Here is a 20,587-nt window from a genome sequence, read left to right as displayed (position 1 = left end):
GTGCCTTGCTGTGCGGTGCCCGGTGGGGCGGGGTTGGTTCAGGCGGTGCGGGCCGCGTCGAGGGCCGTGCGGAGGTGGCCGGACGAGGCGGCGAGGAGGTCCGCGGCAGTGGCGGCGTCGACTCCGCCGAGGATCGTCAGGATGGCGTTCTTCACCTCCCCGTCGGTCGCGGCGAGGGCGGTCTCGATCTCCTCGTCGGCGGCGCCGGTGGCGAGGGAGACGATCCTGCGGGAGCGGGCCCGCAGCTTCTCGTTCGACGCGCGGACGTCCACCATCAGGTTTCCGTACGTCTTGCCGAGGCGGATCATCGTGATCGTCGAGAGCATGTTGAGGACGAGCTTCTGGGCCGTGCCCGCCTTCAACCGGGTGGATCCGGTGAGGAGTTCGGGGCCCACGACGACCTCGATGCCGTGCTCGGCGGCGGCCGCGAGCGCGCTGTCCGCGTTGCAGGAGAGGCCGATGGTCAGGGCGCCGTACCGTTCCTTCGCGTGCTCGACGGCGCCGATCGCGTACGGGGTGCGGCCGGAGGCCGAGATGCCGACCACCACGTCGTCCGCGGTCAGGTCCAGGGCGTCCAGGTCCTCTGCCGCGAGCTCCTTGCTGTCCTCCGCGCCCTCGACGGCGGTGACCATGGCGCTCGGGCCGCCCGCGATGAGGCCGACGACCTCGGCCGGGTCGGTGTTGAAGGTCGGCGGGCACTCCGACGCGTCGAGCACGCCGAGGCGGCCCGCCGTGCCCGCGCCCGCGTAGATCAACCGGCCGCCGCGGGCCATGCGCTCGGCGGTGCCGTCGATGGCGGCGGCGATGGAGGGGAGCTGCTCGGCGACGGCGGCGGGCACGGAGGCGTCCTCGCCGTTCATGATCCGCGCGATCTCCTCGGTGGGCAGCCGGTCGATCTCGGAGAGCTCGGGCCGGAACGCCTCGGTGGTGAGGGTGGCCAGCTGGGCGCGGAGTGCGCCGTAGTTGTCGGAGTCCCCGTGCCGGGAGGGGGTGGCGTCGGTGGTGGAGGTCATGGCGTCTGCGGCTCTTTCGTGTCTCTTGTGGGCGGCTGGGCTGCGGCGGCTAGCGGTTCGTACGCGGGCTGTGGCGGTGGGCGAGTGCCTCGTAGGAGGCGGCGAGTGCGGGCGCCGCCGTCTCGTACGTCCGCTGGGCGACGCCCACGAACAGGCAGTCCACGACGAGCAGTTGGCTCGTGCGGGACGACATCGCGGCGGGCCTCAGCTCGCTCTCGCGCGCCGTGGAGGTGGTCAGTATGTGATCGGCGTACTGCGAGACGGCGCCGTCCGGACGGCCGGTGATGGCGATCGTGGTCGCCCCGTGCTCGAAGGCGACGCGCAGCGGTTCGATCACGTCGCCCGTGGAGCCGGAGTGCGTGATCGCGACGGCCACGTCCTTGGCGCGCAGCGTCACGGCGTTGGTGACCGCGAGGTGCGGGTCGGAGTGGGCGTGCGCGATGTGGCCGATGCGGAGCAGCTTCTGGGCGAGGTCCTGGGCGACCAGACCGGAGGCGGCGACGCCGTAGACCTCCACGCGCCGCGCGGTGGCGAGCGCGGCGACGGCGGCGCCGAGCTGGACGGTGTCGAGTCCGGCGGCCGTGTCGGCGAGGGTCTGCTGCTCGTCGTACGCGAGCTTGGCGACGACGTCCGCGATGGGGTCGTCGACGGCGATGTCCGCGGTCACGGCGGGCGCGCGGCCGGACTGCTGCTGGGCGGCGAGGCCGGCGAGGGCGAGCCGCAGGTCGCGGTAGCCGGGGTAGCCGAGGAGGCGGGCGGTGCGGACGACCGTCGCCTCGCTGGTGCCGGTGAGCTCGGCGAGGCCGGTGACCGTGAGGGCCGCGCATCCCGCGGGGTCGCCTGCGACGGCCTCGGCGACCCGCTGCATGGAGCGGGTCATCGACGGCGCCAGGGTCCGCACCTTGGCCGCGAGGGCGGCGGGGGCGGGGGGCGTGGCGCCCGCGAAAATTTCCTTCACATCATTGGTCACACTTGAAAGATATTTTCACGGCGTCGAGCGGGTCAATACCTCTTTGGTCCCGAGGTTCGGCGGGACCTTCGACCACGGTGCGCGCGGGGTGACAATTGCTGCATGGACACGATCGACCCCCTGGAGCAGGCGTTGCACGCCGCCCGCGCACTCGTCCTCGCCGACCTCGTCGCCCGTGAGGTCGCCGAGGCCGAGGTCGTCTCGCTCGTCGAGGAGTCGGTGGCGCACCGGCGCTGGTGGGTCGAGCAGTGGCCCGAAGGCATCGAGTACGTCGCCGGGCTCGTCGCCCAGGACGTCCAGGACGCCCTCCTGGAGCGGTACGGACGGTGGCCGCTGTGCCCCGTGTGCGGCTCGGGGGACCCCCACGCGCTGGACGTGGAGCCGGAGTTGGGGCCCGATCCGCACTGGGTGTGCGGAAAGGCGGGCGTGGTGGTGGCGCCGGTGGGCGGCCTCACATGACCGTCTACATAGACCCGCCGACCTGGCCGGGCCACGGGCGGCTGTGGTCGCACCTGGTCAGCGACGTCTCGTACGAGGAACTGCACGCCTTCGCGGCGGGCATCGGCTGCCCGCCCCGCGCCTTCGAACGCGATCACTACGACGTGCCCTCGCACCGCTACGAGGACGCGGTGCGGGCCGGTGCCGTGCAGATCGGCTCGAAGGAGCTGGTGCGCAGGCTCACGGCGGCGGGGTTGCGGAGGCCCAAGGGGCGGCCGGGTTAGGGGGCCGGCTCAGGGGCGGCCGCCGTCTACGACACGGGCGCGCGCTCAGGACGAGGGGCGCTTGAACGTCAGGGTCAGCCCGCGCGTCCCCTGCACCTGCCCGGTGCCGATGAGCTGGATGGAGCCGCTCGCGGTCACCTGGAAGGAGAGCTGGGCCTCGGCCAGTGGCAGTGTGCTCTCGCGCTCCGAGACGTCCTTGAAGATCTGCTGCAGGGCGTCGACGGTGTCCGCGAGGTTCTTCCGGAGCGGGCCGAGGGGGACGGAGCGGAGCACGGCGTCGCCGTCCCGGTCGAAGAGGCCCATGGAATCGCTGTGCGTGCCGATCGCGTCGGTTTCGTCGGTGGCCGCGACCCAGAAGGGCAAGGACTGTCCCTCGAACCGGTCCGTCGTGTTCTCGGTCATCCCGTCCCCTGGGCTCGTCCGCCACCGAAGCTGCCGCCACCCCGTCCCGCCGAAGCGGCGGCTGCCGCAGCCGCCGGGCAGGAGTGTGGTGGGTCAACTCTACGTCCAGGGCGGGCTGTTGGCGGCGTCATCCGCCGAGGTCACGGCATCCGGCGCCGTGTGCCGGTGACCCAGGCGTTCAGGCCCGGCGCAGGCCGTACGCCCTGTTCGCGTCGCGGTCCGGGAGGCGGGTGTACCCCGCGCGGGTCACCACCGCCTGGGACGCCGCGTTCGCGGGCTCTGTCACCGCCAGCAGGGACGTCACTTCGGAGTGGGTCAGGGCCCACTCCGACAGGGCCCGCAGCGCCTCCGTCGCATAGCCGTTGCCCCGCGCCCGCACCGCCAGGTCGTACCCGACCTCGACGACGCCGTTGTCGTCCGGCGGGCCGTGGAAGCCCATGCCGCCGACCGCCGTCTCGTCGGCGGTGCGTACGAGCGCGTACATGCCCCACTCGGGCCGGTACACCCCGGACGTGTACGCCTTGGTCACCATCTCCGCGGCCGTCCGCGTCCCCTCGAAGGGGCCGCCTTCGATCCAGGCCAGACCTCCCGTGCCGCCCGCGGCGAGATCCGCCGCGGCCGCCGGGGTCACCTCGCGCAGGGCGACGGCGCCCGCCGGGAGCGAGGCGGCGTTGCGCCAGCGCCAGTGGGGGACGGGCGTGCGGCCGGGGAGCGTTCCCCTGCCGGTGGCCCAGAGCAGGGTCGTCCACGGGGTTCCGCCCGCGGGGAACGGCGGGACGTGCGGGAACAGGTGGCCGAGGACCCCCTCGCACAGCGCCGCGGGCGGTTCCGCGTCGACGCCGAGGGCCCGGGCGATGTCGTGGGTGTGGAGCAGGAGCTCCGCCACCCCCATCGCCGCGAACCCCGTCGCGTCCGCGCTCCCCGAGGGGTAGGGGTGGTAGGCGCGGACCCCGCGGGGCGTCGTGCGGACCACCGCCGTCAGGATCGTCCCGGCCGCCTCGATCGCGCGGATCGCGCCCCCGGGGCCCGTGCCCTTGTCGAGCGCCGTCTCGAAGGGGATCCAGGAGTCGGCGGCCCGGCCCGCCAGCTGGCCCGCGTACGCGAGGAGGCAGCCCGCGATGTGGTCCGCCGTCTCCAGGCAGTTCCAGTCGAGCCCGCCCGCCTTCGCGTTCCAGTCGCGGTCCTCCGCCGCACGCAGCACCTTCGCCGCGTGCGCGACGGCCTCGTCGATCCGGTCCCCACCCATGAGAAGCATGCGCAGAGAGTACGGGAGCGGAGGGGCGACGGGCTCCTGGTTTCGGCGGGCGGCTCAGGTGTTGCGGCGGACGCCTCAGGCCTCCAGCAGCGCCAGTTCCGTCGCCAGGTTCTCCCGGGCCGGCGCCTCCCACTCGGCCGCCCCGTGATCCGTCCTGAACAGGCATGGGAGCGCCAGGAGTTGGCGCAGCACCTCCGCCCTTCCCGCGCGGAACGCCTCGTCCGGCACGAACCCGTACTCCTCGCGGACCGCGGCCGCGTAGGCGGCGTACGCGTCCGGCGGCGACGCCAGGATCGCCAGGTCGGCGTCGCACAGCGCCTCGCCGTTGCGGTCGCCCTCCGCGGGGTCGTGCGTGAGGGTGAGGCGGACCAGGCGGGCCACCTCGGCGATCGCCTCCTCGCTCAACTCGGCCTCCGCCAGCGCCCGTTCCGCGAGGCGCGCCGAGCGCTCCTCGTTCTCGGAGCGGTCGGGCGCGTACACCGCGTCGTGGAACCAGGCCGCCAGACGGACCAGTTCGGGGTCGTCGGCGTGGTCTTCCAGTACGTCGATGTGGTCCAGGACCGCCGCCAGGTGGGCGATGGTGTGGTACCGGCGCTGGGGCTCGGCCCAGCGGGCGAGGAGGCGGTCCGCGTAGGGCGCGGGGTCGGGGGTGCCCCGGCTCGCGCGGAGCAGGGTGGCGGCCCAGCGGGCGTGGAGGTCCTTTTCGTCGGCCATGGCGCGACTCTAATCGCTGCGTACCCCCTGGGGGTATTGGGGGTGCGTCCGGCCCGGAATCTCCGGCTCGTCCGTTGCCATGCGCCGGTCTCAGGAGGTTGGCTGCGTCCATGACCGTGACGACCGCTGACGAGACCTACGAACCCGACCGTGCCGGACGCCTTCTCCTGGCCGAACGCGACGCCCTCGTACCGCTGTTGAGGGCCGCGCCCGAAGAGGCGTACGCGATTCGCACCTGCTGTCCCGGCTGGACCGTGCGGCATCTCCTCGCGCACTGCGGCTCCGCGTTGACGCGGGTGGTGGAGAGCCGCTTCGAGAAGGGCGTGTACTCGCCCGAGAGCAACGAGCGCGACATCGCCGAGCGGGCCGACTGGCCCAACTCCCGCATCGTGGACGAGCTGGAGCGCGGCATGACGGAGGCCGGGCCCGCCATGGCCGCCGCCAAGGGGCGCCTCGACGGCGTCGCGCTGGGGGAGTGGGTGCACTCGGGCGACGTACGCGAGGCGTGGGGCGAGCCGGGGGCGTACGGGGGCGAACGGCTCGCGGACGCGCTGCCGCTGCTCGCCGCGCACAGCAGGTCGGAGTTCAGCGCGGCGACGCCCGGTCTCGCGGTGCACGCGGACGTGGACGGGTGGGACGAGCCGCTGATCCTCGGCGCCACCGACGGGCGCAGGCCCCCGGCCCGCTACATCGGCGACGCGCCGACCCTGATCCGGCTCTGCGCGGGGCGGCCGCTCACGGGGACGCGGTACGAGCTCGCGGGCGCGGTGGAAAAGGAGTTGGCGCTCTTCGACTGAGCGGCCGCGGACGGCGGTGGCCTCGAGCCGAGCGGCCCCGAGCCGAGCGGCTCGGGGCCGATGTGCGACGGGTGTCCGTCCGGGTCGGGCCAGGACCGCCGTCAGTGCTGGTGGCCGCCGCCCTCTTCCGCGCCGCCGTGCTCGTCGCCGGTCTTCTCCCCGCTCTTGTCGGCCCCGTCCGCATGCACGGTGAACGCCGCCGTGCGGACCTTGCCCTCGTGCTTGAAGTCCAGGAACAGGCGGTACGCGCCCTTGCTCGGTGCCGCCGTCCTGAACGAGATGCCGGGGCCCGCCTTCGTCTTCCCGTCGCCCGGCTCGCCGTTCGGGTGCACGTGGAGGTAGGCGAGGTCGCCGGAGCGCAGGGCCACCAGGTGGCCGTACGCGCCCAGGTAGGGCTGGAGATCGGTCACCGGCCTGCCGTTCTTCGCCACGTTCAGGGTGAGGTCGCCGCCCGCGCCGGTCTTCAACCGGCCCTTGAGCGTGACGTCGTAGCCGTCGACCTTCGCGGTGGTGTCGTGCGCGGGCAGCTCCTTCGGCTCGAACCTCCCCGCCGCCGCGAGGTCGGCGCCGAGGGTCAGGCCCTCCTTCGCGCCCTCGGGGCGGAAGTCCGCGAAGACGCGGTATCCGCCGGCCTCGGGCAGCTCGACCTTCGTCGACCAGGTGCCGTCCGCCGCGCGGGTCGGGTGCAGATGGCGGTAGGTCGTCAGGTCGCGTGAGGCGACGATGAGGTGGAGCTCCTTGTCGTGCTCCTTCGCGTACGAGGTCACGTTCTTCCCCGAGGAGTCCCTGACGACGGCGAAGCGCAGCTCCTGCCGCCGGTCCGCCTCGACGCGGTCCGTCTCCAGGTCCAGCGTGTAGCCGCGCTCGGAGACGTTCAGGCCGCCGGGCACGGTCGCCGTCGGCTCGCCCTCCTTCCGCTCGCCGTCGTGTTCCCCGTGCCGGGCCGCGGGCGCCTTGTCCGTGACCGGGTCGACGGCCTGGCCCACTCCGTACGCGGTACCGAAGGTCGCGGCGACGGCGGCGGCGAATGCGGTGATCTTCAGTCCGGTGTTCATGGGGGCTCCCTCGGTGATTCCCGCCCGGTGGTTCCGGCCGGTCGGACGCGATGCCCATGAAGATACCCCCTGGGGGTATTAAGTCAAGTCCTGTCCGCCCCTTGCGCCGGGTACCCCCCAGGGGTATACATGGATCCCGTCAGCGGTACCCGCCCCGGGTATCGCCCCACCGGGTGTCGAAACCCCTCTCGACCCCTCTCGTACAGGAGCGCCCCATGGCTGCGATCACCACCACGTACAAGGTCGACGGCGTGCACAGCGCCCACTGCCAGGGCGTCGTCACCGACGCCGTCGGCGGCCTCGGCTTCGTCTCCTCCGTGCGGGTGCGCATCCCGGAGGGCCTGGTCACCGTCACCACCGCCGCCGAGCCGGACGACGCACGGATCGCCGAGACCGTCGAGGACGCCGGATACGACTACGTCGGCCGCGTCTAACCCCTTCTTCCCTTCCGTCCCACGTCACGAGGAGTCCGCAGACATGTCCACCACCACATCCGGTGCCCCCGGAGCGGCGCCCACCGCCGAGGTCGAACTCGCCATCGGTGGCATGACCTGCGCCTCGTGCGCGGCCCGCATCGAGAAGAAGCTCAACCGCATGGACGGCGTCGAGGCGACCGTCAACTACGCCACCGAGAAGGCCAAGGTCAGCTACCGCGGCCAGGACGTCTCCGTACAGGACCTGATCTCCACGGTCGAGGCCACCGGATACACCGCGCAGGAGCCCGCCCCCGTACGGGACGAATCCGAGCCCGCCGGCGAGGAGCGGCGGGCCGACGACGAACTGCGGCCGCTGCGCCGGCGGTTGACCGCCGCGGTCCTCCTCTCGGTGCCCGTCATCGCGATGGCGATGGTCCCCGCCCTGCAGTTCGAGTACTGGCAGTGGCTGTCCCTCACCCTCGCGGCGCCCGTCGTGACGTACGCGGCCTGGCCCTTCCACAAGGCGGCGTTCACCAACGCCCGGCACGGCGCCGCCACCATGGACACGCTGATCTCGGTCGGCACGTCGGCGGCGTTCCTCTGGTCGCTGTGGGCGCTGTTCTTCGGGACGGCCGGAACGCCCGGCATGACGCACCCCTTCGAGCTCACCATCGAGCGCAGCGACGGCGCAGGGAACATCTACCTGGAGGCCGCCGCCGGTGTCACCGCCTTCATCCTCGCCGGGCGCTACTTCGAGGCCCGCTCCAAGCGGAAGGCGGGCGCCGCCCTCAAGGCGCTGCTCCAGCTCGGCGCCAAGGACGTCACCGTCATCCGTGACGGCGGGCGCGAAGAGACCATCCCCGTGGGCGAGTTGAAGGTCGGCGACCGCTTCCTGGTCCGCCCCGGCGAGAAGATCGCCACGGACGGCGAGGTCGTCGAGGGCACCTCCGCCGTGGACGCCTCCATGCTCACCGGCGAGTCCGTGCCCGTCGAGGTCGCCGCCGGCGACGCGGTCACCGGAGCCACCCTCAACGTCGGCGGACGCCTCGTCGTCGAGGCCACCCGCGTCGGCGCCGACACCCAGCTCGCCCGCATGGCCAAGCTCGTCGAGGACGCGCAGAACGGCAAGGCCGCGGCCCAGCGCCTGGCCGACAGGATCTCCGCGGTGTTCGTGCCGGTCGTCATCGGCCTCGCGCTCGCCACCCTCGGCTTCTGGCTCGGCAACGGGGCCGGTCTCACCGCGGCCTTCACCGCCGCCGTCGCCGTCCTGATCATCGCCTGCCCCTGCGCGCTCGGCCTCGCCACCCCGACCGCCCTCATGGTCGGCACCGGGCGCGGCGCCCAGCTCGGCATCCTGATCAAGGGCCCGGAGGTCCTGGAGTCCACCCGCAAGGTCGACACCATCGTCCTGGACAAGACCGGCACCGTCACCACCGGCAGGATGACCCTGCTCGCCACCCACACCGCCCCCGGCACCACGACCTCCGAAGTCCTGCGCCTCGCCGGTGCGTTGGAGCACTCCTCCGAGCACCCCGTCGCCCGGGCCGTGGCCGCCGGCGCCGCCGCCGAGGCGGGCGAGCTGCCCACCCCGGAGGACTTCGCGAACGTGGCGGGCCTCGGTGTGCAGGGCGTCGTCGAGGGCCACGCGGTCCTGGTCGGCCGCACCCAGCTGCTCAAGGAGTGGGAGATCCACCTGCCCGTCGGCCTGGAGCGCGCCAAGGCCGAGGCCGAGGCGGCGGGCCGCACCGCCATCGCGGTCGCCTGGGACGGCGAGGCCCGCGCGGTCCTGGAGGTCGCCGACGCGGTGAAGGAGACCAGCCCCGAGGCGATCCGGCGGCTGCGCGCCCTCGGCCTGACCCCGATGCTGCTGACCGGCGACAACAGGGCCGTGGCCGAGTCGGTGGCCGCGGAGGTCGGCATCGCCCCCGAGCACGTCGTCGCGGAGGTCATGCCGCAGGACAAGGTCGACGTCGTGAAGCGGCTGCAGGGCGAGGGCCGCAGCGTGGCGATGGTCGGCGACGGCGTGAACGACGCGGCCGCCCTGGCCCAGGCCGACCTGGGCCTGGCGATGGGCACGGGCACGGACGCCGCCATCGAGGCCGGTGACCTGACCCTGGTCCGCGGCGACCTGCGGGCCGCGGCCGACGCGATCCGCCTCTCGCGCCGCACGCTCGGCACGATCAAGTCGAACCTGTTCTGGGCCTTCGCCTACAACGTCGGAGCCCTCCCGCTGGCCGCCTCCGGCCTGCTCAACCCGATGATCGCGGGCGCGGCCATGGCCTTCTCCTCGGTCTTCGTGGTCGGCAACAGCCTCCGCCTGAGGGGGTTCAAGCCACTGTCCTGATCCGTCCCCGCGGCCACTTCGGTCACCCCGGTGCGAGCGACTCGGCTCGCGCCGGGGTGTTCTGCGCGTAGGCTGGTAATTGGACTAGACCTATGCCAGGTTTCCGGCGGTAGTCGGCAGCCCAGCCGACGCGACCAGAAGGAAGAGACATCCATGAGCAAGCGTGCAGTCCTGGAGGTGATCGCCCTCGATGCCGAGGACGCCGTCGCCGCCCAGGCCGGAGGCGCCGACCGCCTCGAGCTGGTGACCGACATGGCCGCGGACGGCCTCACCCCGTCCCGCGAGACCTTCGCCGCGATCCGCTCCCGCGTCGACATCCCGCTGCGCGTGATGCTGCGGCTGGCCGACGGGTTCGCCGCGGGCGACGTCGACGAGCTCGTACGCCGTGCGCGCGAGCTCAGGGCCGAGGGCGCCGACGAGTTCGTGCTCGGCTTCCTCGACGAGGCGGGCGGCCCCGACCTCGCCGCCGTGGAGACCGTGGTGGCCGCCCTCGACGGCTGCCGGTGGACCTTCCACCGGGCGATCGACCGCGCCGCCGACCGCGACGCCCTGCGCAAGCAGCTCGCGGACCTGCCGGGCCTGGACACCTACCTCACCGCGGGCTCCGCGGCCGGCGTCGACGACGGCCTGCCCACGCTCCTCGCCGAGGCGGCACGCCGCGGCGAGCAGGGGTACGAGCCGCGGCTCCTGATCGGCGGCGGTCTGCGCCTCGACCACCTGCCGCGTCTGAAGGCGGCCGGCGTCGACGCCTTCCACATCGGCGGCGCCGCGCGGCCCGACGGCTGGTCGGCACCGGTCTCCGCGGCGGCCGTCGCCCAGTGGAGGGCCGCGGTCGACGATTGATCGTTTCCCCGCGGGGCGCGATAGAACTGGGGTCGAAACGGAGGGGACCTCATGCCGAGACCAGCAGAAAACACGCGCCCCGCGGAACGCATACTCGCGGCCGGGACACTGCCCGTCGCCGCGATGCTGCTCACCGGGACGCTCGCGCTCTACATCGCGCTCGTCGCGTTCGGGAACATCACCGACTTCGACTCCAACCAGCAGTTCGTACGCCATGTCCTGGCGATGGACACCACGTTCAAGGACGACGACCTGATGTGGCGCGCGGTGGAGTCCACCGCGCTCCAGGACACCGCGTACGTCGGGATCATCGCCTGGGAGACGCTGGCCGCGCTCGTCCTCGGCACGGCCACGGTCCTGTGGGCCAAGGGCCTGCGCCGCCCCGCGGGGACGCACCGGGCGGAGGGCCTGCGCCGCGCCCAACGCGCAGGCACCATCGGCCTGTTGATGCTCCTCCTGCTGTTCGGGGTGGGCTTCATCGGGATCGGCGGCGAGTGGTTCGCGATGTGGCAGTCGGAGGACTGGAACGGCCTGGACGCGGCCATCCGCATCGTGACGTTCGCGGGCGTCGCGCTCATCGTGACGCACCTGCCGTCCGCCGTGACCAGGGCGGACGGCTCCGGCGAGGAGTCCTGACGGGACGTCAGGCGAGCTGTGCGGGCAGTCCGGCCGAGTGCACCACGATCAGGCCGGACACCGCACGGGTCAGCGCCACGTACAGCCGGCGCAGACCGGTCCGCTCGTCCGGCTCGCCGTCGACCACGGCGGCGGGCTCGTCCAGGACCACGTAGTCGTACTCGAGGCCCTTGGCCAGCGACGCGGGCACCAGCGTGAGCCGGGCCTCCGCCGTCGTCTCCTGGCCGGGGGAGAGGTACGAGATCCCGGCCGCCGTCAGGGCGTCGGCGAGCGCGGGGACACGGGCGTCCGCGGCGATCAGCCCGACGGACCCCTCGTGCCGCAGCGAATCGGCACAGGCCCGCAGGCAGGCGGCGTCGAGGCCCTCGGCGCCGTCCTCGACGCGCCGCACGGCCAGCGATCCCGGCGACTCCCGCACCGAGTCGACCGCGGCGAGCCCGGGCGCGATGTCGGGCAGCAGCCGGGACGCGTACGCGATGACGTCGCGCGGCACGCGGAAACCGGCCGTCAGCTCCTCCACCACGGCGTCGCCCTTGCCGAGATGGGCCAGGGCCTCGGCCCAACTCCGGGTCGCCCAGGGCGTGGTGCCCTGCGCGAGGTCGCCGAGGACGGTGGCGGACCCGGTGGTGCAGCGCCGCCCCACGGCGCGGTACTGCATGGGGGAGAGGTCCTGCGCCTCGTCGAGCACCACGTGCCCGAGCGAGTGCGTGCGCGACACGAGATCGCTCGCCTCGTCGATCAACACGGCGTCGGCGGCGGACCACTTGGCGCTCTTGACGCTACGGGCGGGCTTGGCCCACAGGACGGCCTTCTGCTCCTCCTCGTCCAGGATCCCCTCGGCGTGCTCGGCGAGGAAGCCGGCGTCGGACAGCAGCCGCAGGACGAGCTTCGCCGGATCGACGGGCGGCCAGACGGCCTTGACCGCGGCCTTCACGGCGGCGTTGCGCGCGACGGAGTCCTGCACACGGTCGTCGGGGGCCTCGCCCGCCTGCTCCATGCGGACGAGGACGGCGTGGGCGATGCGCTGGGGAAGGGCGTCCCGGGCGGCCCCGTACCGGATGTCGCGTGCGAGCAACTCGCCCACGATCTCCTCCAGTTCATGGGCGGGCACGCGCCACCGCCGGGACCCGCGCACGACGACGAGGGGCTCGGTGGGCAGGGTCACGTGCGAGCGCACGGCCCTGCGCAGCACCTCGGCCATGCGGGCGTCGCCCTTGACGAGGGCGGCGGCGGGACCGTCCGTGCCCCGCACCTCCACGTGGGCGACGAGGTCGTCGACGGTGGCCTGCCTGACCTCCAACTCGCCGAGCGCGGGCAGGACTTGCTCGATGTAGTGCAGGAAGGAGGCGTTCGGCCCGATGACGAGGGTGCCGGTCCTGGCGAGGCGCTCGCGATGGGCGTACAGCAGATAGGCGACACGGTGGAGCCCGACGGCGGTCTTCCCGGTCCCGGGCCCGCCCTGCACGCACACGCTGCCGCCGAGCCCACTGCGGACGATCTCGTCCTGCTCGGGCTGGATGGTGGCGACGATGTCCCGCATCGGACCCACGCGCGGCCGCTCGATCTCCTGCTGGAGGAGCTTGCTGGTCCGCTCGCCCTCGGTGGCGTCGCTGAGGTGCTCGTCCTCGTACGCGGTGAGGTCGCCGCCGGTGTAGCCGAAGCGGCGGCGCAGCGCGATGTCCATCGGGTCCTTCTTGGAGGCCCGGTAGAACGGCTGGGAGACCGGCGCGCGCCAGTCGATGACCATCGGGTCCCCGTCGGCGTCGTGCACGTGCCGCCGCCCGATGTAGAACTGCTCGCCGTCCGCGCCCTCCGCCTGCTCGGCACCAGGGGCGTGCAGATAGTCGAGCCGCCCGAAGAACAAGGGCGTATGGGCAAGATCGGCAAGGGACTTGATCCGCTCGTCGAGCTGTCGCTCCAGGACCGCGGCGTTCACCCAGTTCGCGGTGACGTCACGGATGTCGAGCGCCTCGGCGTCCTCGCGCATGGCGCGCAGGGCGGAACGGGACGCGGCGAGGTGCCCTCGCTCACGGGCGAGGGGGTCTGGGGAGTCGGCGGACTCCGACTCGGACTGGGCGTGCGCGTGCACGGGGGGCCTCCGGCGGTTCAGCGGTGTCTGTGGCGGGCCTCTGCTTCGTGCTGCTGCGTCGGCTCTGGCTCTTGCTGCCGACCGGTTTCCGACCGGGCGGGGCGCTCCATGAGGGAGGCGGGAAGGGGGCATCTTAGGTGAGATCTATGTGCCCACTCCAACGATTTTCCACGGGGTCCTGGGCGATCAGCCGCCCGGCGGTGTCCCTCTGCCCCGCCGTTCCGCGGCCGGACATCACAAACAGGCAGAGCAACCGGCAACGACCCGTAGACGTCAGACGGAGCGGGGAGACACGGGGGTATGTGCGCACTGCGTACGAAGCTCACGCGAGCCGCAGCAACAAGACCCCGCAGTAACGTCAGCAACTAGACCCGCAGCAAGATGGCGGGTGCGGACATACCCGCGCAGCTCTGCCTCACAGACGGCCCTCGGGCGCTGACCCCCGCCCTCGCGGTCATACGCGGAGGCGAGCCTCAAGCGCTGCCCGCCCCAAGGCGGCACCCGGAACCCCAGGTGCAGACGTCCACCACGCCGCGGCCCGCCCCACGGGCGAACCAAGGCGCAGCCCCCGCCCCGGCCCCCCGACCCGCTACCGTGAGGCGGATGAGCACCGACGAGTCGCAGCCCACGGACAGCGCACCCACCCCGCCGCGCCCCGCGGACCCGCCCCGCTCCCTCGCCGAAGCGCTCCGCTCCCGCGACGACGCCGACCTCGCCGCCCTGCTCCACGCCCGCCCCGACCTCCTCAACCCCGTCCCCACCGACCTCACCCAGCTCGCCACCCGCGCCGGGACCCGCGCCTCCGCCGTGCGCGCCCTGGAGCGCCTGGACCGGTTCGCCCAGCAGGTCGCGGAGACCCTCGCCGTGGCCCCGGACCCCACGACGTACGACGAGCTGCTCGCGCTCCTGGCGGGGGACGACGGCGACGCCGCCGTCACCAGAGCCCTGCCCCGCGCCCTCGCCACCCTGCACAAGCAGGCGCTCGTCTGGGGCCGGAACGACCGTCTCCGGCTCGTGCGCACGGTCCGTGAACTCCTCGCCCCCACCCCGCAGCACCCGTCCCCCACCGGCCTCGGCCCCACCGTCGCCGAGGCCACCGCCGGGATGTCCCCGACCCGCGTCCAGGACATCGTCGCCGCGGCGGGCCTGCCCACCACCCACGATCCGGTCTCGGCGGTCGAGTCCCTCACCGCCCTCTTCAAGGACCGCACCCGGATGTCCGCGCTGCTCGACCAGGCGCCCGCCGAGTCCGTGGAGGTCCTGTCCCGGCTGGTCTGGGGTCCTCCCTACGGCCAGGTCACCGCCGACCCGGCCCGCCACCTGCGCTGGCTCCTGGACCGGGGCCTGCTCCTGCCGACCGCGCCCGGCACGGTCGTCCTGCCCCGCGAGGCCGCCCTGCACCTGCGGGCGGGCCGCGCCCACCGCACGCCCGAGCCGACCCCGCCGCCCGTGGAGGCCGCCCGCGAGACCCGTCCACAGGTTGTGGACGCGACGGCGGCGGGCCAGGCGTACACGGCACTCGCCACCGTCGAGGAGCTCCTCAAGGACTGGGACGAGGGCGGCCCCGCGGTCCTGCGCGCCGGCGGCCTCAGCGTGCGCGACCTGAAGCGGACGGCGGTCGCCCTCGACACGACCGAGCCGCTGGCCGCGTTCTGGGTCGAACTGGCCTACGCGGCGGGCCTGCTGGCCTCGGACGGCCAGGCCGACGAGCGGTACGCGGCGACCCCCGCCTACGACGAATGGCAGGAGCTCCCCGCCCCCGAGCGCTGGTCGGTCCTCGCCACGGCCTGGCTCGCGGCGACCCGCACCGCGGGCCTGGTCGGCGGCCGCGACGGCAAGGACCGCACGCTCTCCGCGCTCGGCCCGCACCTGGACCGCTCGGTGGCGCCCGAGGTCCGCCACCGCGTCCTCGCCCTCCTCGCCGCGCTCCCCGAGGGCACGGCACCGACCCCCGAGTCCCTCCTGTCCCACCTCCGCTGGCTCCGGCCGTCCCCGGCCTCCCTCGACCTGCGCACCCGTATCACCCAATGGACGCTGAACGAGGCGGAGTTGCTGGGCATCACGGGAAGGGGCGCGCTGTCGACGCACGGCAGGGCGTTGCTGGCCGCCGACCCGGAAGCGGACACGAGCCCGGACACCGAGCCCTCCCCCAAGCCGAAGCAGCCGCCCACCCAGGCCTCCGGCCCCGCCGAACAACCGGTCTCCGCCGCCCGCGCCGCCCGTCTCCTCGCGCCCCTCCTGCCCGAGCCCCTGGACCACGTCCTCCTCCAGGCCGACCTCACCGCCGTCGCCCCCGGCCCCCTGGAGCGCCCGCTCGCCGACGCCCTCGCCGTCCTCGCCGACGTCGAGTCGAAGGGCGGCGCGACCGTCTACCGCTTCACGCCGGGATCCGTACGCCGCGCGCTCGACGCCGGGCAGTCCGCCTCCGACCTGCACGCGTTCCTCGCGGCGCACTCCCGCACCCCCGTCCCGCAGCCCCTCGCGTACCTGATCGACGACGTGGCCCGCAAGCACGGCCACCTCCGCATCGGCGCCGCGTCCGCGTACGTCCGCTGCGACGACGAGGCGCTGCTCAACGAGATCCTGGCCGACAAGCGCGCCCAGGGCCTGCGCCTGCGCCGCCTCGCGCCCACCGTGCTCGCCGCCCAGGCGGACCCCGGCACGCTCCTCGACGGGCTGCGCTCCATGGGCTTCGCGCCCGCCGCCGAGTCCGCGGAGGGCGACGTGCTGGTCACCCGCGCCCACGCCCACCGCACCCCGCCCCGCTCGGCCCCCGAGCCCGTGCCGGACGGCCCGCCGCTGCCCGACGCCGTCCTCGTCGGCGCGGCCGTGCGGGCGATCCGCGCGGGCGACCTGGCGTCCACGGCGCCCCGCAAGGAGGCCCCGCAGACGTCGGACGGCCGGCTGCCCCGCACCACGGCCGCCGAGACCCTCGCCACGATGCAGGCCGCGGTCCTGACCGGCGAGGCGGTGTGGATCGGCTACGTCAACGCGGAGGGCTCCGCGAGCCAGCGGGTGATCGCCCCCGTACGCGTGGAGGGCGGCTTCGTCACGGCCTACGACCACACCGCGGACGAGGTCCGCACCTACCCCCTGCACCGGATCACGGGCGTCGCCGAGCTCGCCGACGACTGAGCCACGGGCTCCTGGTCACACACCTCAGTGGTCCGGGCGTCCTGGCAAGGCCTGTTCGACATGGTGTCCGCTCTCGGGCCAAGGGCTCCTCGGCCCGCTCGTCGGGTTTCCCGGGATACCGCTCTCGGGGCCGCTGCGATGCGCCATCCTTGCCCCTGGGAGGGCGGTGTGGGTAAAGCATCGAGGAAGAAGCGGGAACAGCGGGCATGTAAAGCGGCGTCGGCGCCCGTGGCCGAAGCCAGCAGTGGCGACGATCCGCGAACGCTGGGTGAACAGGCCCTCGGGCGGTTGTTGCGCTCGAGCACGCCAGGGCGGCTCAGCCTGGCCGGCGCTTACGCGTGGGGTTACGCGGCGCTGGGACACGCCCAGCAGGAGGGGACCGAGCCGGGCTGGTACCAGGAGATCGATCCCTTGGACGCCCTGTTCCTGGGAACGGTCTGGCCCAAGTCGTTCAGTGACGAGTTCGAGTTCGCCAACGCCCGCGATGCGTGGCTGCGCCTCCTGCGAGGCACAGTGCACGGGAAGGGGGTCCAGCGCTTCGTGCACGAAGCCATCTCGGCAAGCCGTGACCTGGGGCTTCCTGTGGACAACGGGGAACTCATGCTGGCCCTGACCGGTCGGCTCGAAGCAGCCGGGCTCGACCAGCGCCGACTGCCCCGGCGACTGCTGCCGGAGGTGGCCCTTCAGGACTGCCGAGCGGCTCGTGGACCGTCTGTGGGTTTGCGGTTTCCCGATCCACCAGAGGATGCGGTGGAGCTGGTCCGGCGGTTCTGGGAGGACGACGGGGAGCAGGTGCGGGCCGATGACACGCTTCAGGCGGTTCTCCGCGATGGACTGCGCCGGTTCCAGGATGCGGGGATGCCGGTGGAGGAGGAGTCCGGGCTGTTGCTGCCGGCCTTGTACGCCGTGCTCATGGCGAAGCCCGGCGAGCTTCTGGAGGACATGGGGGAGCATGCCTGGGCATGGGCTGCTTCCCTGGACGAGGTGTCGACACTGGCCCCGGTGCTCGACATCCTCCTTGTCGCCCCCGAATGGGGAATGTCTGTCGCCGACACTCTCGGACGTCTTTTCGCTGTGCCCGCATTCACCGAGCCGATCCCATCGGAGGCCCTGCTCTGGACCAGCTCACCTGGTCTCGCCCTGCCGCGCTTGGCCTTCGAACTGGGCATTCCCGAGGTGTACACGCAGGAATCAGTGGTCACCCCGGACCTCCTGGACTGGGTGGGCATGCACGCCAGAATGCGCCTGAGCGCCGCCACTCGCAGAAGGTCCGCCGGTCTCGAGGAGATGGACAGCGCCGACGGCGTGGGCGGCATACAAGAGGAGTCGGACGAACGTTGGGCTGAGCGGCGTGAGGCCGTGCTGCACAAGGTCCGCAAGAGGGCCCGCAGAACCGCACCGCCGCCACGCCGGTCCGACCACCCCGTCGAGCGCATCTGGAACGCGGACGGCAGCTCTGTGGTGCGGTTCTCCGCGGACAATCCGCACGGAGAGGAGGTGAAGGAGGGCTTGGAACGCCAACGGGAAGCCTTCCGAGAGAAGTTCGGACGTGAACCGGGACCGGACGACCCGATCTTCTTCGACCCCGATGCCGACGAGCCCACCCCTCTCACCAAGGAGTCCTTCGACAACATGATGCTGAACATGGCGGAACGCGCAGCCGAGGTGGGTATCGACCCCGCCTTCCTCCATGCCTGGCGTGAGGTCGGGTACGTCGTCACCGAAGAAAACAGGAGCATGTTCACCACAGCTGAGGTCCTTGCCTTCAGCAGGGCTGTCGTCCGACACCAACAGGCTGGGGAATGAACGACAGAGTCAAGAACCACATCAGTGGAGGAGTCTTCTTCGGCATCGTTGTGCAGGGGCAGACCGTCAATCTGACGCTTCCGGACCGACCGGACTCCGCGCTCGCCGGATTGCCGCGGCAATCGGAGACCTTCGCGGGACGCCGTACTCAGCTGGATACTGTCTGCGCGGCGTTGGCGCCCACAGAGTCGGACAAGACGGCCAGGGCTGTGGTGGTGACCGGGCTCGCTGGTACGGGGAAGACCGAGCTCGTACTCCAGGCCGCACACCGAGCGCTGCGGGAGGAGGACTGGTTCCCCGGTGGGGTTCTCTTCGTCGACCTGCATGGCTACGACGCGGAGCACAAGCTGTCGCCGAAGCAAGCGCTCGGCACCCTGCTGCGGGCACTCGGCATCCCTCCGGAACACATTCCTTCCGGGATCGAGGAACGCGCGCTCGTCTATCGTTCAGCGCTCGGCGCGCTTGCCGATGCCGGGCAACGGGTCCTGGTCGTCCTGGACGACGTACCGGCCACCAGCAAGCTTCGCCATCTGTTGCCGGGCGACACGAGCGCGGTCACCCTCATCTCCTCGCGGCACTCTCTCGCGGAACTGGACGCCCTGGCGCTGACCTTGCGGGAGCTGCCCGTCGACGAGGGCCGGCAGCTGCTCGGCGACGCCCTAAGCGTGGCTCTCCCCGAGGACTCGCGAGTGGTGGCCGAGGAGAGTGAGGTAGATCGGCTCGTCACGCTATGCGGTGGCTTGCCGCTGGCCCTGCGCATCGTGGCGTCCTTGCTCGTGGACGTGCCGACCCGTCCTTTGTCCCACCTTCGACGGGACCTCGAGGACGCACACTCCAGGCTCTCCGTGCTGAGCCGGGAGGAACGTGCTGTGACGGCGGCCTTTGAGCTGTCCTACCAGAGGCTTGCAAAGGACCAGGCCAAGCTCTTCAGGCTCATGTCCCTGCACCCCGGACCGGACTTCTCCACCGAGGCATCAGCGGAGTTGCACGGGAAGAGCGTCAAGGAGACAGAGCGGCTACTGCTGGATCTGGCTCGTCGGCACTTGGTCGAGCCACGGGAACCGTACGGCCGCTGGCAGCAGCACGCCCTCGTGCGCCTCTACTCCCGCGAACGACTCGTGTCGGGCGATGACACCTGGGGCAAGGGCCTCATGCGTCTGCTCGCCTACTTCCACAAGATGACGACCCTGGCGTGTGACAGGCTCTTCGCCTCTGCGGAATCGTGTCCCGCGGCGGCGTCCGCCTTCGTGGCTCGAGCCGAGGCGTTGCAGTGGCTTGAGACCGAGCGGCACACTCTGGTCGCGGCTGCACTCTGGGCTCATGACGCCGGCGACGATCTGATGTGTCTGGCTTTGGCAGCGCCCGTCTCGCAGTTCCTGACGGAGATGCGTTACCTGGAGGATGCCGGGGCAGTGCTCTCCGCAGGCATCCGGTCGAGTCGCCGGGGCAAGGACAGCTTTCATGAGGCATCCCTGCTGAGCTCCCTCGGTGTGGTCCTGCGGGAGCGACGCAAGCTGCGCAGATCCGTTCGCGCGCACCACAAGGCAATCAAGATCTGTCGGAGGCTGAAGAAGCGCCAGGCCTTGGCCAGTGCGCTGAACAATCTCGGGCTCTCCCTCCACGAGCAGCGCAAGTTCGAACAGGCTGTGGCGGCCCACACCGAGTCGGCGCGGCTTTTCAAGCGCTCCGGTAACCGGGTGGGGGTGGCGCATGCTCTGATCAACACCGGCGAGACACTGACTGAGCTGGGCCGCACGGAGGAGGCTGCCCGCGCCTTTCGGAAGAGCGCGAAGATCTTCCGGAAACACGGCGACCTGCGCGGTTATGCCCAGGCACTTGGGAGCCTCGCCAGGGCGACATGCAGTGACGGGAAGGCGGAGCAGGCTGCGGAACTGCACAGACGCGCGCTCGGTATGGCCGACGGGCTCCTCCTGCCCCACGAGCGAGCGGTCGAGCTGTCCAACTTCTCCGGAACGTTGATCGCTGCCGGAGACTTCGAAGCCGCTCTCACTGCGCAGCAGGAGGCACTGGGCATCTTCCGGAGGCTGGGAGACCGCCGTGGGGAGGCGATGGTCTTGGGCAACATGGCCCTCGCCCGCCAACAGCAGGACAAGTGGAGCAAAGCGGTACGGCTGCATACCCTCGCCCTGGAGGCGTTCCTCGAGGGCGGAGACGATCACGGACTGGCCGACGAGCTCACGAGTCTCGCGCGTGCGCTGCTCCAGCAGGGGTGCAACACCGAGGCCCTGGAGAATCTGGAGCTCGCCGCCGAGCTGTACCACCAGACCGGCGATACCGCGAGGGCTGTGGACACGCTCGATGCCGTCGACCAGGTGCGCAGGAGGGTCGGAGTCGGCAGACGACCTGTTGTGAGCCGGATGTGATCACTC

The 20,587-nt window shown here is 72.3% G+C and carries 17 protein-coding genes; 10 read left to right on the top strand and 7 right to left on the bottom strand.

From position 1 onward, the window contains the following. Nucleotides 1-38 precede the first annotated feature (38 nt). Together murQ and ACZ4D5_RS34700 are read right to left on the bottom strand one after the other, a co-directional pair. Complete coding sequence (gene murQ / locus ACZ4D5_RS34705) at nt 39-1,013, bottom strand: N-acetylmuramic acid 6-phosphate etherase (protein WP_467776467.1); 975 nt, start codon at nt 1,011-1,013, stop codon at nt 39-41. Nucleotides 1,014-1,062: 49 nt separating this feature from the next. Continuing rightward, a complete protein-coding gene (locus tag ACZ4D5_RS34700) occupies nt 1,063-1,983 on the bottom strand; it encodes a MurR/RpiR family transcriptional regulator (protein ID WP_467776466.1) in 921 nt (306 codons plus the stop codon). 102 nt (nt 1,984-2,085) lie between these two features. On the opposite strand from ACZ4D5_RS34700, the gene ACZ4D5_RS34695 reads away from it, so the two are divergent. Together ACZ4D5_RS34695 and ACZ4D5_RS34690 are read left to right on the top strand one after the other, a co-directional pair. Then, nucleotides 2,086-2,442, top strand: a complete 357-nt coding sequence (locus ACZ4D5_RS34695; protein ID WP_362341131.1) for a hypothetical protein — start codon at nt 2,086-2,088, stop codon at nt 2,440-2,442. After that, the gene (locus ACZ4D5_RS34690) at nt 2,439-2,705 is read left to right on the top strand and encodes a DUF4031 domain-containing protein (RefSeq protein ID WP_467776465.1); all 267 of its coding nucleotides are present in this window, start codon (nt 2,439-2,441) and stop codon (nt 2,703-2,705) included. Before ACZ4D5_RS34695 ends, ACZ4D5_RS34690 begins: the two co-directional genes overlap by 4 nt. A 45-nt stretch (nt 2,706-2,750) precedes the next feature. On the opposite strand, the gene ACZ4D5_RS34685 is transcribed toward ACZ4D5_RS34690, so the two are convergent. From ACZ4D5_RS34685 to ACZ4D5_RS34675, 3 genes are all read right to left on the bottom strand, one after another. Then, a complete protein-coding gene (locus ACZ4D5_RS34685) occupies nt 2,751-3,107 on the bottom strand; it encodes a Pepco domain-containing protein (protein ID WP_467776464.1) in 357 nt (118 codons plus the stop codon). Nucleotides 3,108-3,285: 178 nt separating this feature from the next. Next, nucleotides 3,286-4,362 (bottom strand): GNAT family N-acetyltransferase, encoded by a 1,077-nt coding sequence (locus ACZ4D5_RS34680; RefSeq protein ID WP_467776463.1) that lies wholly within the window; start codon nt 4,360-4,362, stop codon nt 3,286-3,288. Nucleotides 4,363-4,437: 75 nt separating this feature from the next. Beyond that, nucleotides 4,438-5,076 (bottom strand): HD domain-containing protein, encoded by a 639-nt coding sequence (locus ACZ4D5_RS34675; RefSeq protein WP_467776462.1) that lies wholly within the window; start codon nt 5,074-5,076, stop codon nt 4,438-4,440. 110 nt (nt 5,077-5,186) lie between these two features. Here ACZ4D5_RS34675 and ACZ4D5_RS34670 point away from each other — a divergent pair, with 110 nt between their 5' ends. Further along, on the top strand, nt 5,187-5,873 hold the full coding sequence (locus ACZ4D5_RS34670; RefSeq protein WP_467776461.1) for a maleylpyruvate isomerase family mycothiol-dependent enzyme: 687 nt from the start codon (nt 5,187-5,189) through the stop codon (nt 5,871-5,873). A 101-nt stretch (nt 5,874-5,974) separates the two neighbouring features. On the opposite strand, the gene ACZ4D5_RS34665 is transcribed toward ACZ4D5_RS34670, so the two are convergent. After that, nucleotides 5,975-6,928, bottom strand: a complete 954-nt coding sequence (locus ACZ4D5_RS34665) for a hypothetical protein (RefSeq protein WP_467776460.1) — start codon at nt 6,926-6,928, stop codon at nt 5,975-5,977. 215 nt (nt 6,929-7,143) lie between these two features. Between ACZ4D5_RS34665 and ACZ4D5_RS34660 the strand changes: the two genes are divergently transcribed. From ACZ4D5_RS34660 to ACZ4D5_RS34645, 4 genes are all read left to right on the top strand, one after another. Next, nucleotides 7,144-7,362 carry a heavy-metal-associated domain-containing protein gene (locus ACZ4D5_RS34660; RefSeq protein WP_467776459.1) on the top strand — a complete coding sequence of 73 codons (219 nt, stop codon included), beginning with the start codon at nt 7,144-7,146 and terminating at the stop codon, nt 7,360-7,362. 43 nt (nt 7,363-7,405) lie between these two features. Next, entirely contained in the window at nt 7,406-9,688 is a 2,283-nt protein-coding gene (locus ACZ4D5_RS34655) for a heavy metal translocating P-type ATPase (protein WP_467776458.1), read from the top strand. Nucleotides 9,689-9,841: 153 nt separating this feature from the next. Beyond that, the gene (locus ACZ4D5_RS34650; protein WP_467776457.1) at nt 9,842-10,531 is read left to right on the top strand and encodes a copper homeostasis protein CutC; all 690 of its coding nucleotides are present in this window, start codon (nt 9,842-9,844) and stop codon (nt 10,529-10,531) included. A gap of 51 nt (nt 10,532-10,582) precedes the next feature. Next, complete coding sequence (locus ACZ4D5_RS34645; RefSeq protein WP_467776456.1) at nt 10,583-11,167, top strand: DUF2165 domain-containing protein; 585 nt, start codon at nt 10,583-10,585, stop codon at nt 11,165-11,167. Nucleotides 11,168-11,174: 7 nt separating this feature from the next. On the opposite strand, the gene ACZ4D5_RS34640 is transcribed toward ACZ4D5_RS34645, so the two are convergent. Then, a complete protein-coding gene (locus tag ACZ4D5_RS34640; RefSeq protein WP_467776455.1) occupies nt 11,175-13,256 on the bottom strand; it encodes a HelD family protein in 2,082 nt (693 codons plus the stop codon). 603 nt (nt 13,257-13,859) lie between these two features. Between ACZ4D5_RS34640 and ACZ4D5_RS34635 the strand changes: the two genes are divergently transcribed. The 3 genes from ACZ4D5_RS34635 (at nt 13,860) to ACZ4D5_RS34625 (ending at nt 20,581) form a co-directional block, all read left to right on the top strand. Further along, on the top strand, nt 13,860-16,391 hold the full coding sequence (locus ACZ4D5_RS34635) for a helicase-associated domain-containing protein (RefSeq protein WP_467776454.1): 2,532 nt from the start codon (nt 13,860-13,862) through the stop codon (nt 16,389-16,391). A 228-nt stretch (nt 16,392-16,619) separates the two neighbouring features. Continuing rightward, nucleotides 16,620-18,197 (top strand): hypothetical protein, encoded by a 1,578-nt coding sequence (locus tag ACZ4D5_RS34630; protein ID WP_467776453.1) that lies wholly within the window; start codon nt 16,620-16,622, stop codon nt 18,195-18,197. Further along, the gene (locus ACZ4D5_RS34625) at nt 18,194-20,581 is read left to right on the top strand and encodes a tetratricopeptide repeat protein (protein ID WP_467776452.1); all 2,388 of its coding nucleotides are present in this window, start codon (nt 18,194-18,196) and stop codon (nt 20,579-20,581) included. The genes ACZ4D5_RS34630 and ACZ4D5_RS34625 overlap by 4 nt, the downstream gene beginning before the upstream one ends. Nucleotides 20,582-20,587: the final 6 nt, after the last annotated feature.

The organism is Streptomyces sp. NPDC025651, from assembly GCF_055558735.1.
Note: the sequence above shows the minus strand (reverse complement) of the source record. Positions and strands in the feature narration are given on the sequence as shown.

What these genes read in the sequence shown, in the direction of transcription:
- murQ (WP_467776467.1), bottom strand. Translation starts at nt 1,013, where the DNA reads ATGACCTCCACCACCGACGCCACCCCCTCCCGGCACGGGGACTCCGAC.
- ACZ4D5_RS34695 (WP_362341131.1), top strand. Translation starts at nt 2,086, where the DNA reads ATGGACACGATCGACCCCCTGGAGCAGGCGTTGCACGCCGCCCGCGCA.
- ACZ4D5_RS34690 (WP_467776465.1), top strand. Translation starts at nt 2,439, where the DNA reads ATGACCGTCTACATAGACCCGCCGACCTGGCCGGGCCACGGGCGGCTG.
- ACZ4D5_RS34685 (WP_467776464.1), bottom strand. Translation starts at nt 3,107, where the DNA reads ATGACCGAGAACACGACGGACCGGTTCGAGGGACAGTCCTTGCCCTTC.
- ACZ4D5_RS34680 (WP_467776463.1), bottom strand. Translation starts at nt 4,362, where the DNA reads ATGCTTCTCATGGGTGGGGACCGGATCGACGAGGCCGTCGCGCACGCG.
- ACZ4D5_RS34675 (WP_467776462.1), bottom strand. Translation starts at nt 5,076, where the DNA reads ATGGCCGACGAAAAGGACCTCCACGCCCGCTGGGCCGCCACCCTGCTC.
- ACZ4D5_RS34670 (WP_467776461.1), top strand. Translation starts at nt 5,187, where the DNA reads ATGACCGTGACGACCGCTGACGAGACCTACGAACCCGACCGTGCCGGA.
- ACZ4D5_RS34665 (WP_467776460.1), bottom strand. Translation starts at nt 6,928, where the DNA reads ATGAACACCGGACTGAAGATCACCGCATTCGCCGCCGCCGTCGCCGCG.
- ACZ4D5_RS34660 (WP_467776459.1), top strand. Translation starts at nt 7,144, where the DNA reads ATGGCTGCGATCACCACCACGTACAAGGTCGACGGCGTGCACAGCGCC.
- ACZ4D5_RS34655 (WP_467776458.1), top strand. Translation starts at nt 7,406, where the DNA reads ATGTCCACCACCACATCCGGTGCCCCCGGAGCGGCGCCCACCGCCGAG.
- ACZ4D5_RS34650 (WP_467776457.1), top strand. Translation starts at nt 9,842, where the DNA reads ATGAGCAAGCGTGCAGTCCTGGAGGTGATCGCCCTCGATGCCGAGGAC.
- ACZ4D5_RS34645 (WP_467776456.1), top strand. Translation starts at nt 10,583, where the DNA reads ATGCCGAGACCAGCAGAAAACACGCGCCCCGCGGAACGCATACTCGCG.
- ACZ4D5_RS34635 (WP_467776454.1), top strand. Translation starts at nt 13,860, where the DNA reads ATGAGCACCGACGAGTCGCAGCCCACGGACAGCGCACCCACCCCGCCG.
- ACZ4D5_RS34625 (WP_467776452.1), top strand. Translation starts at nt 18,194, where the DNA reads ATGAACGACAGAGTCAAGAACCACATCAGTGGAGGAGTCTTCTTCGGC.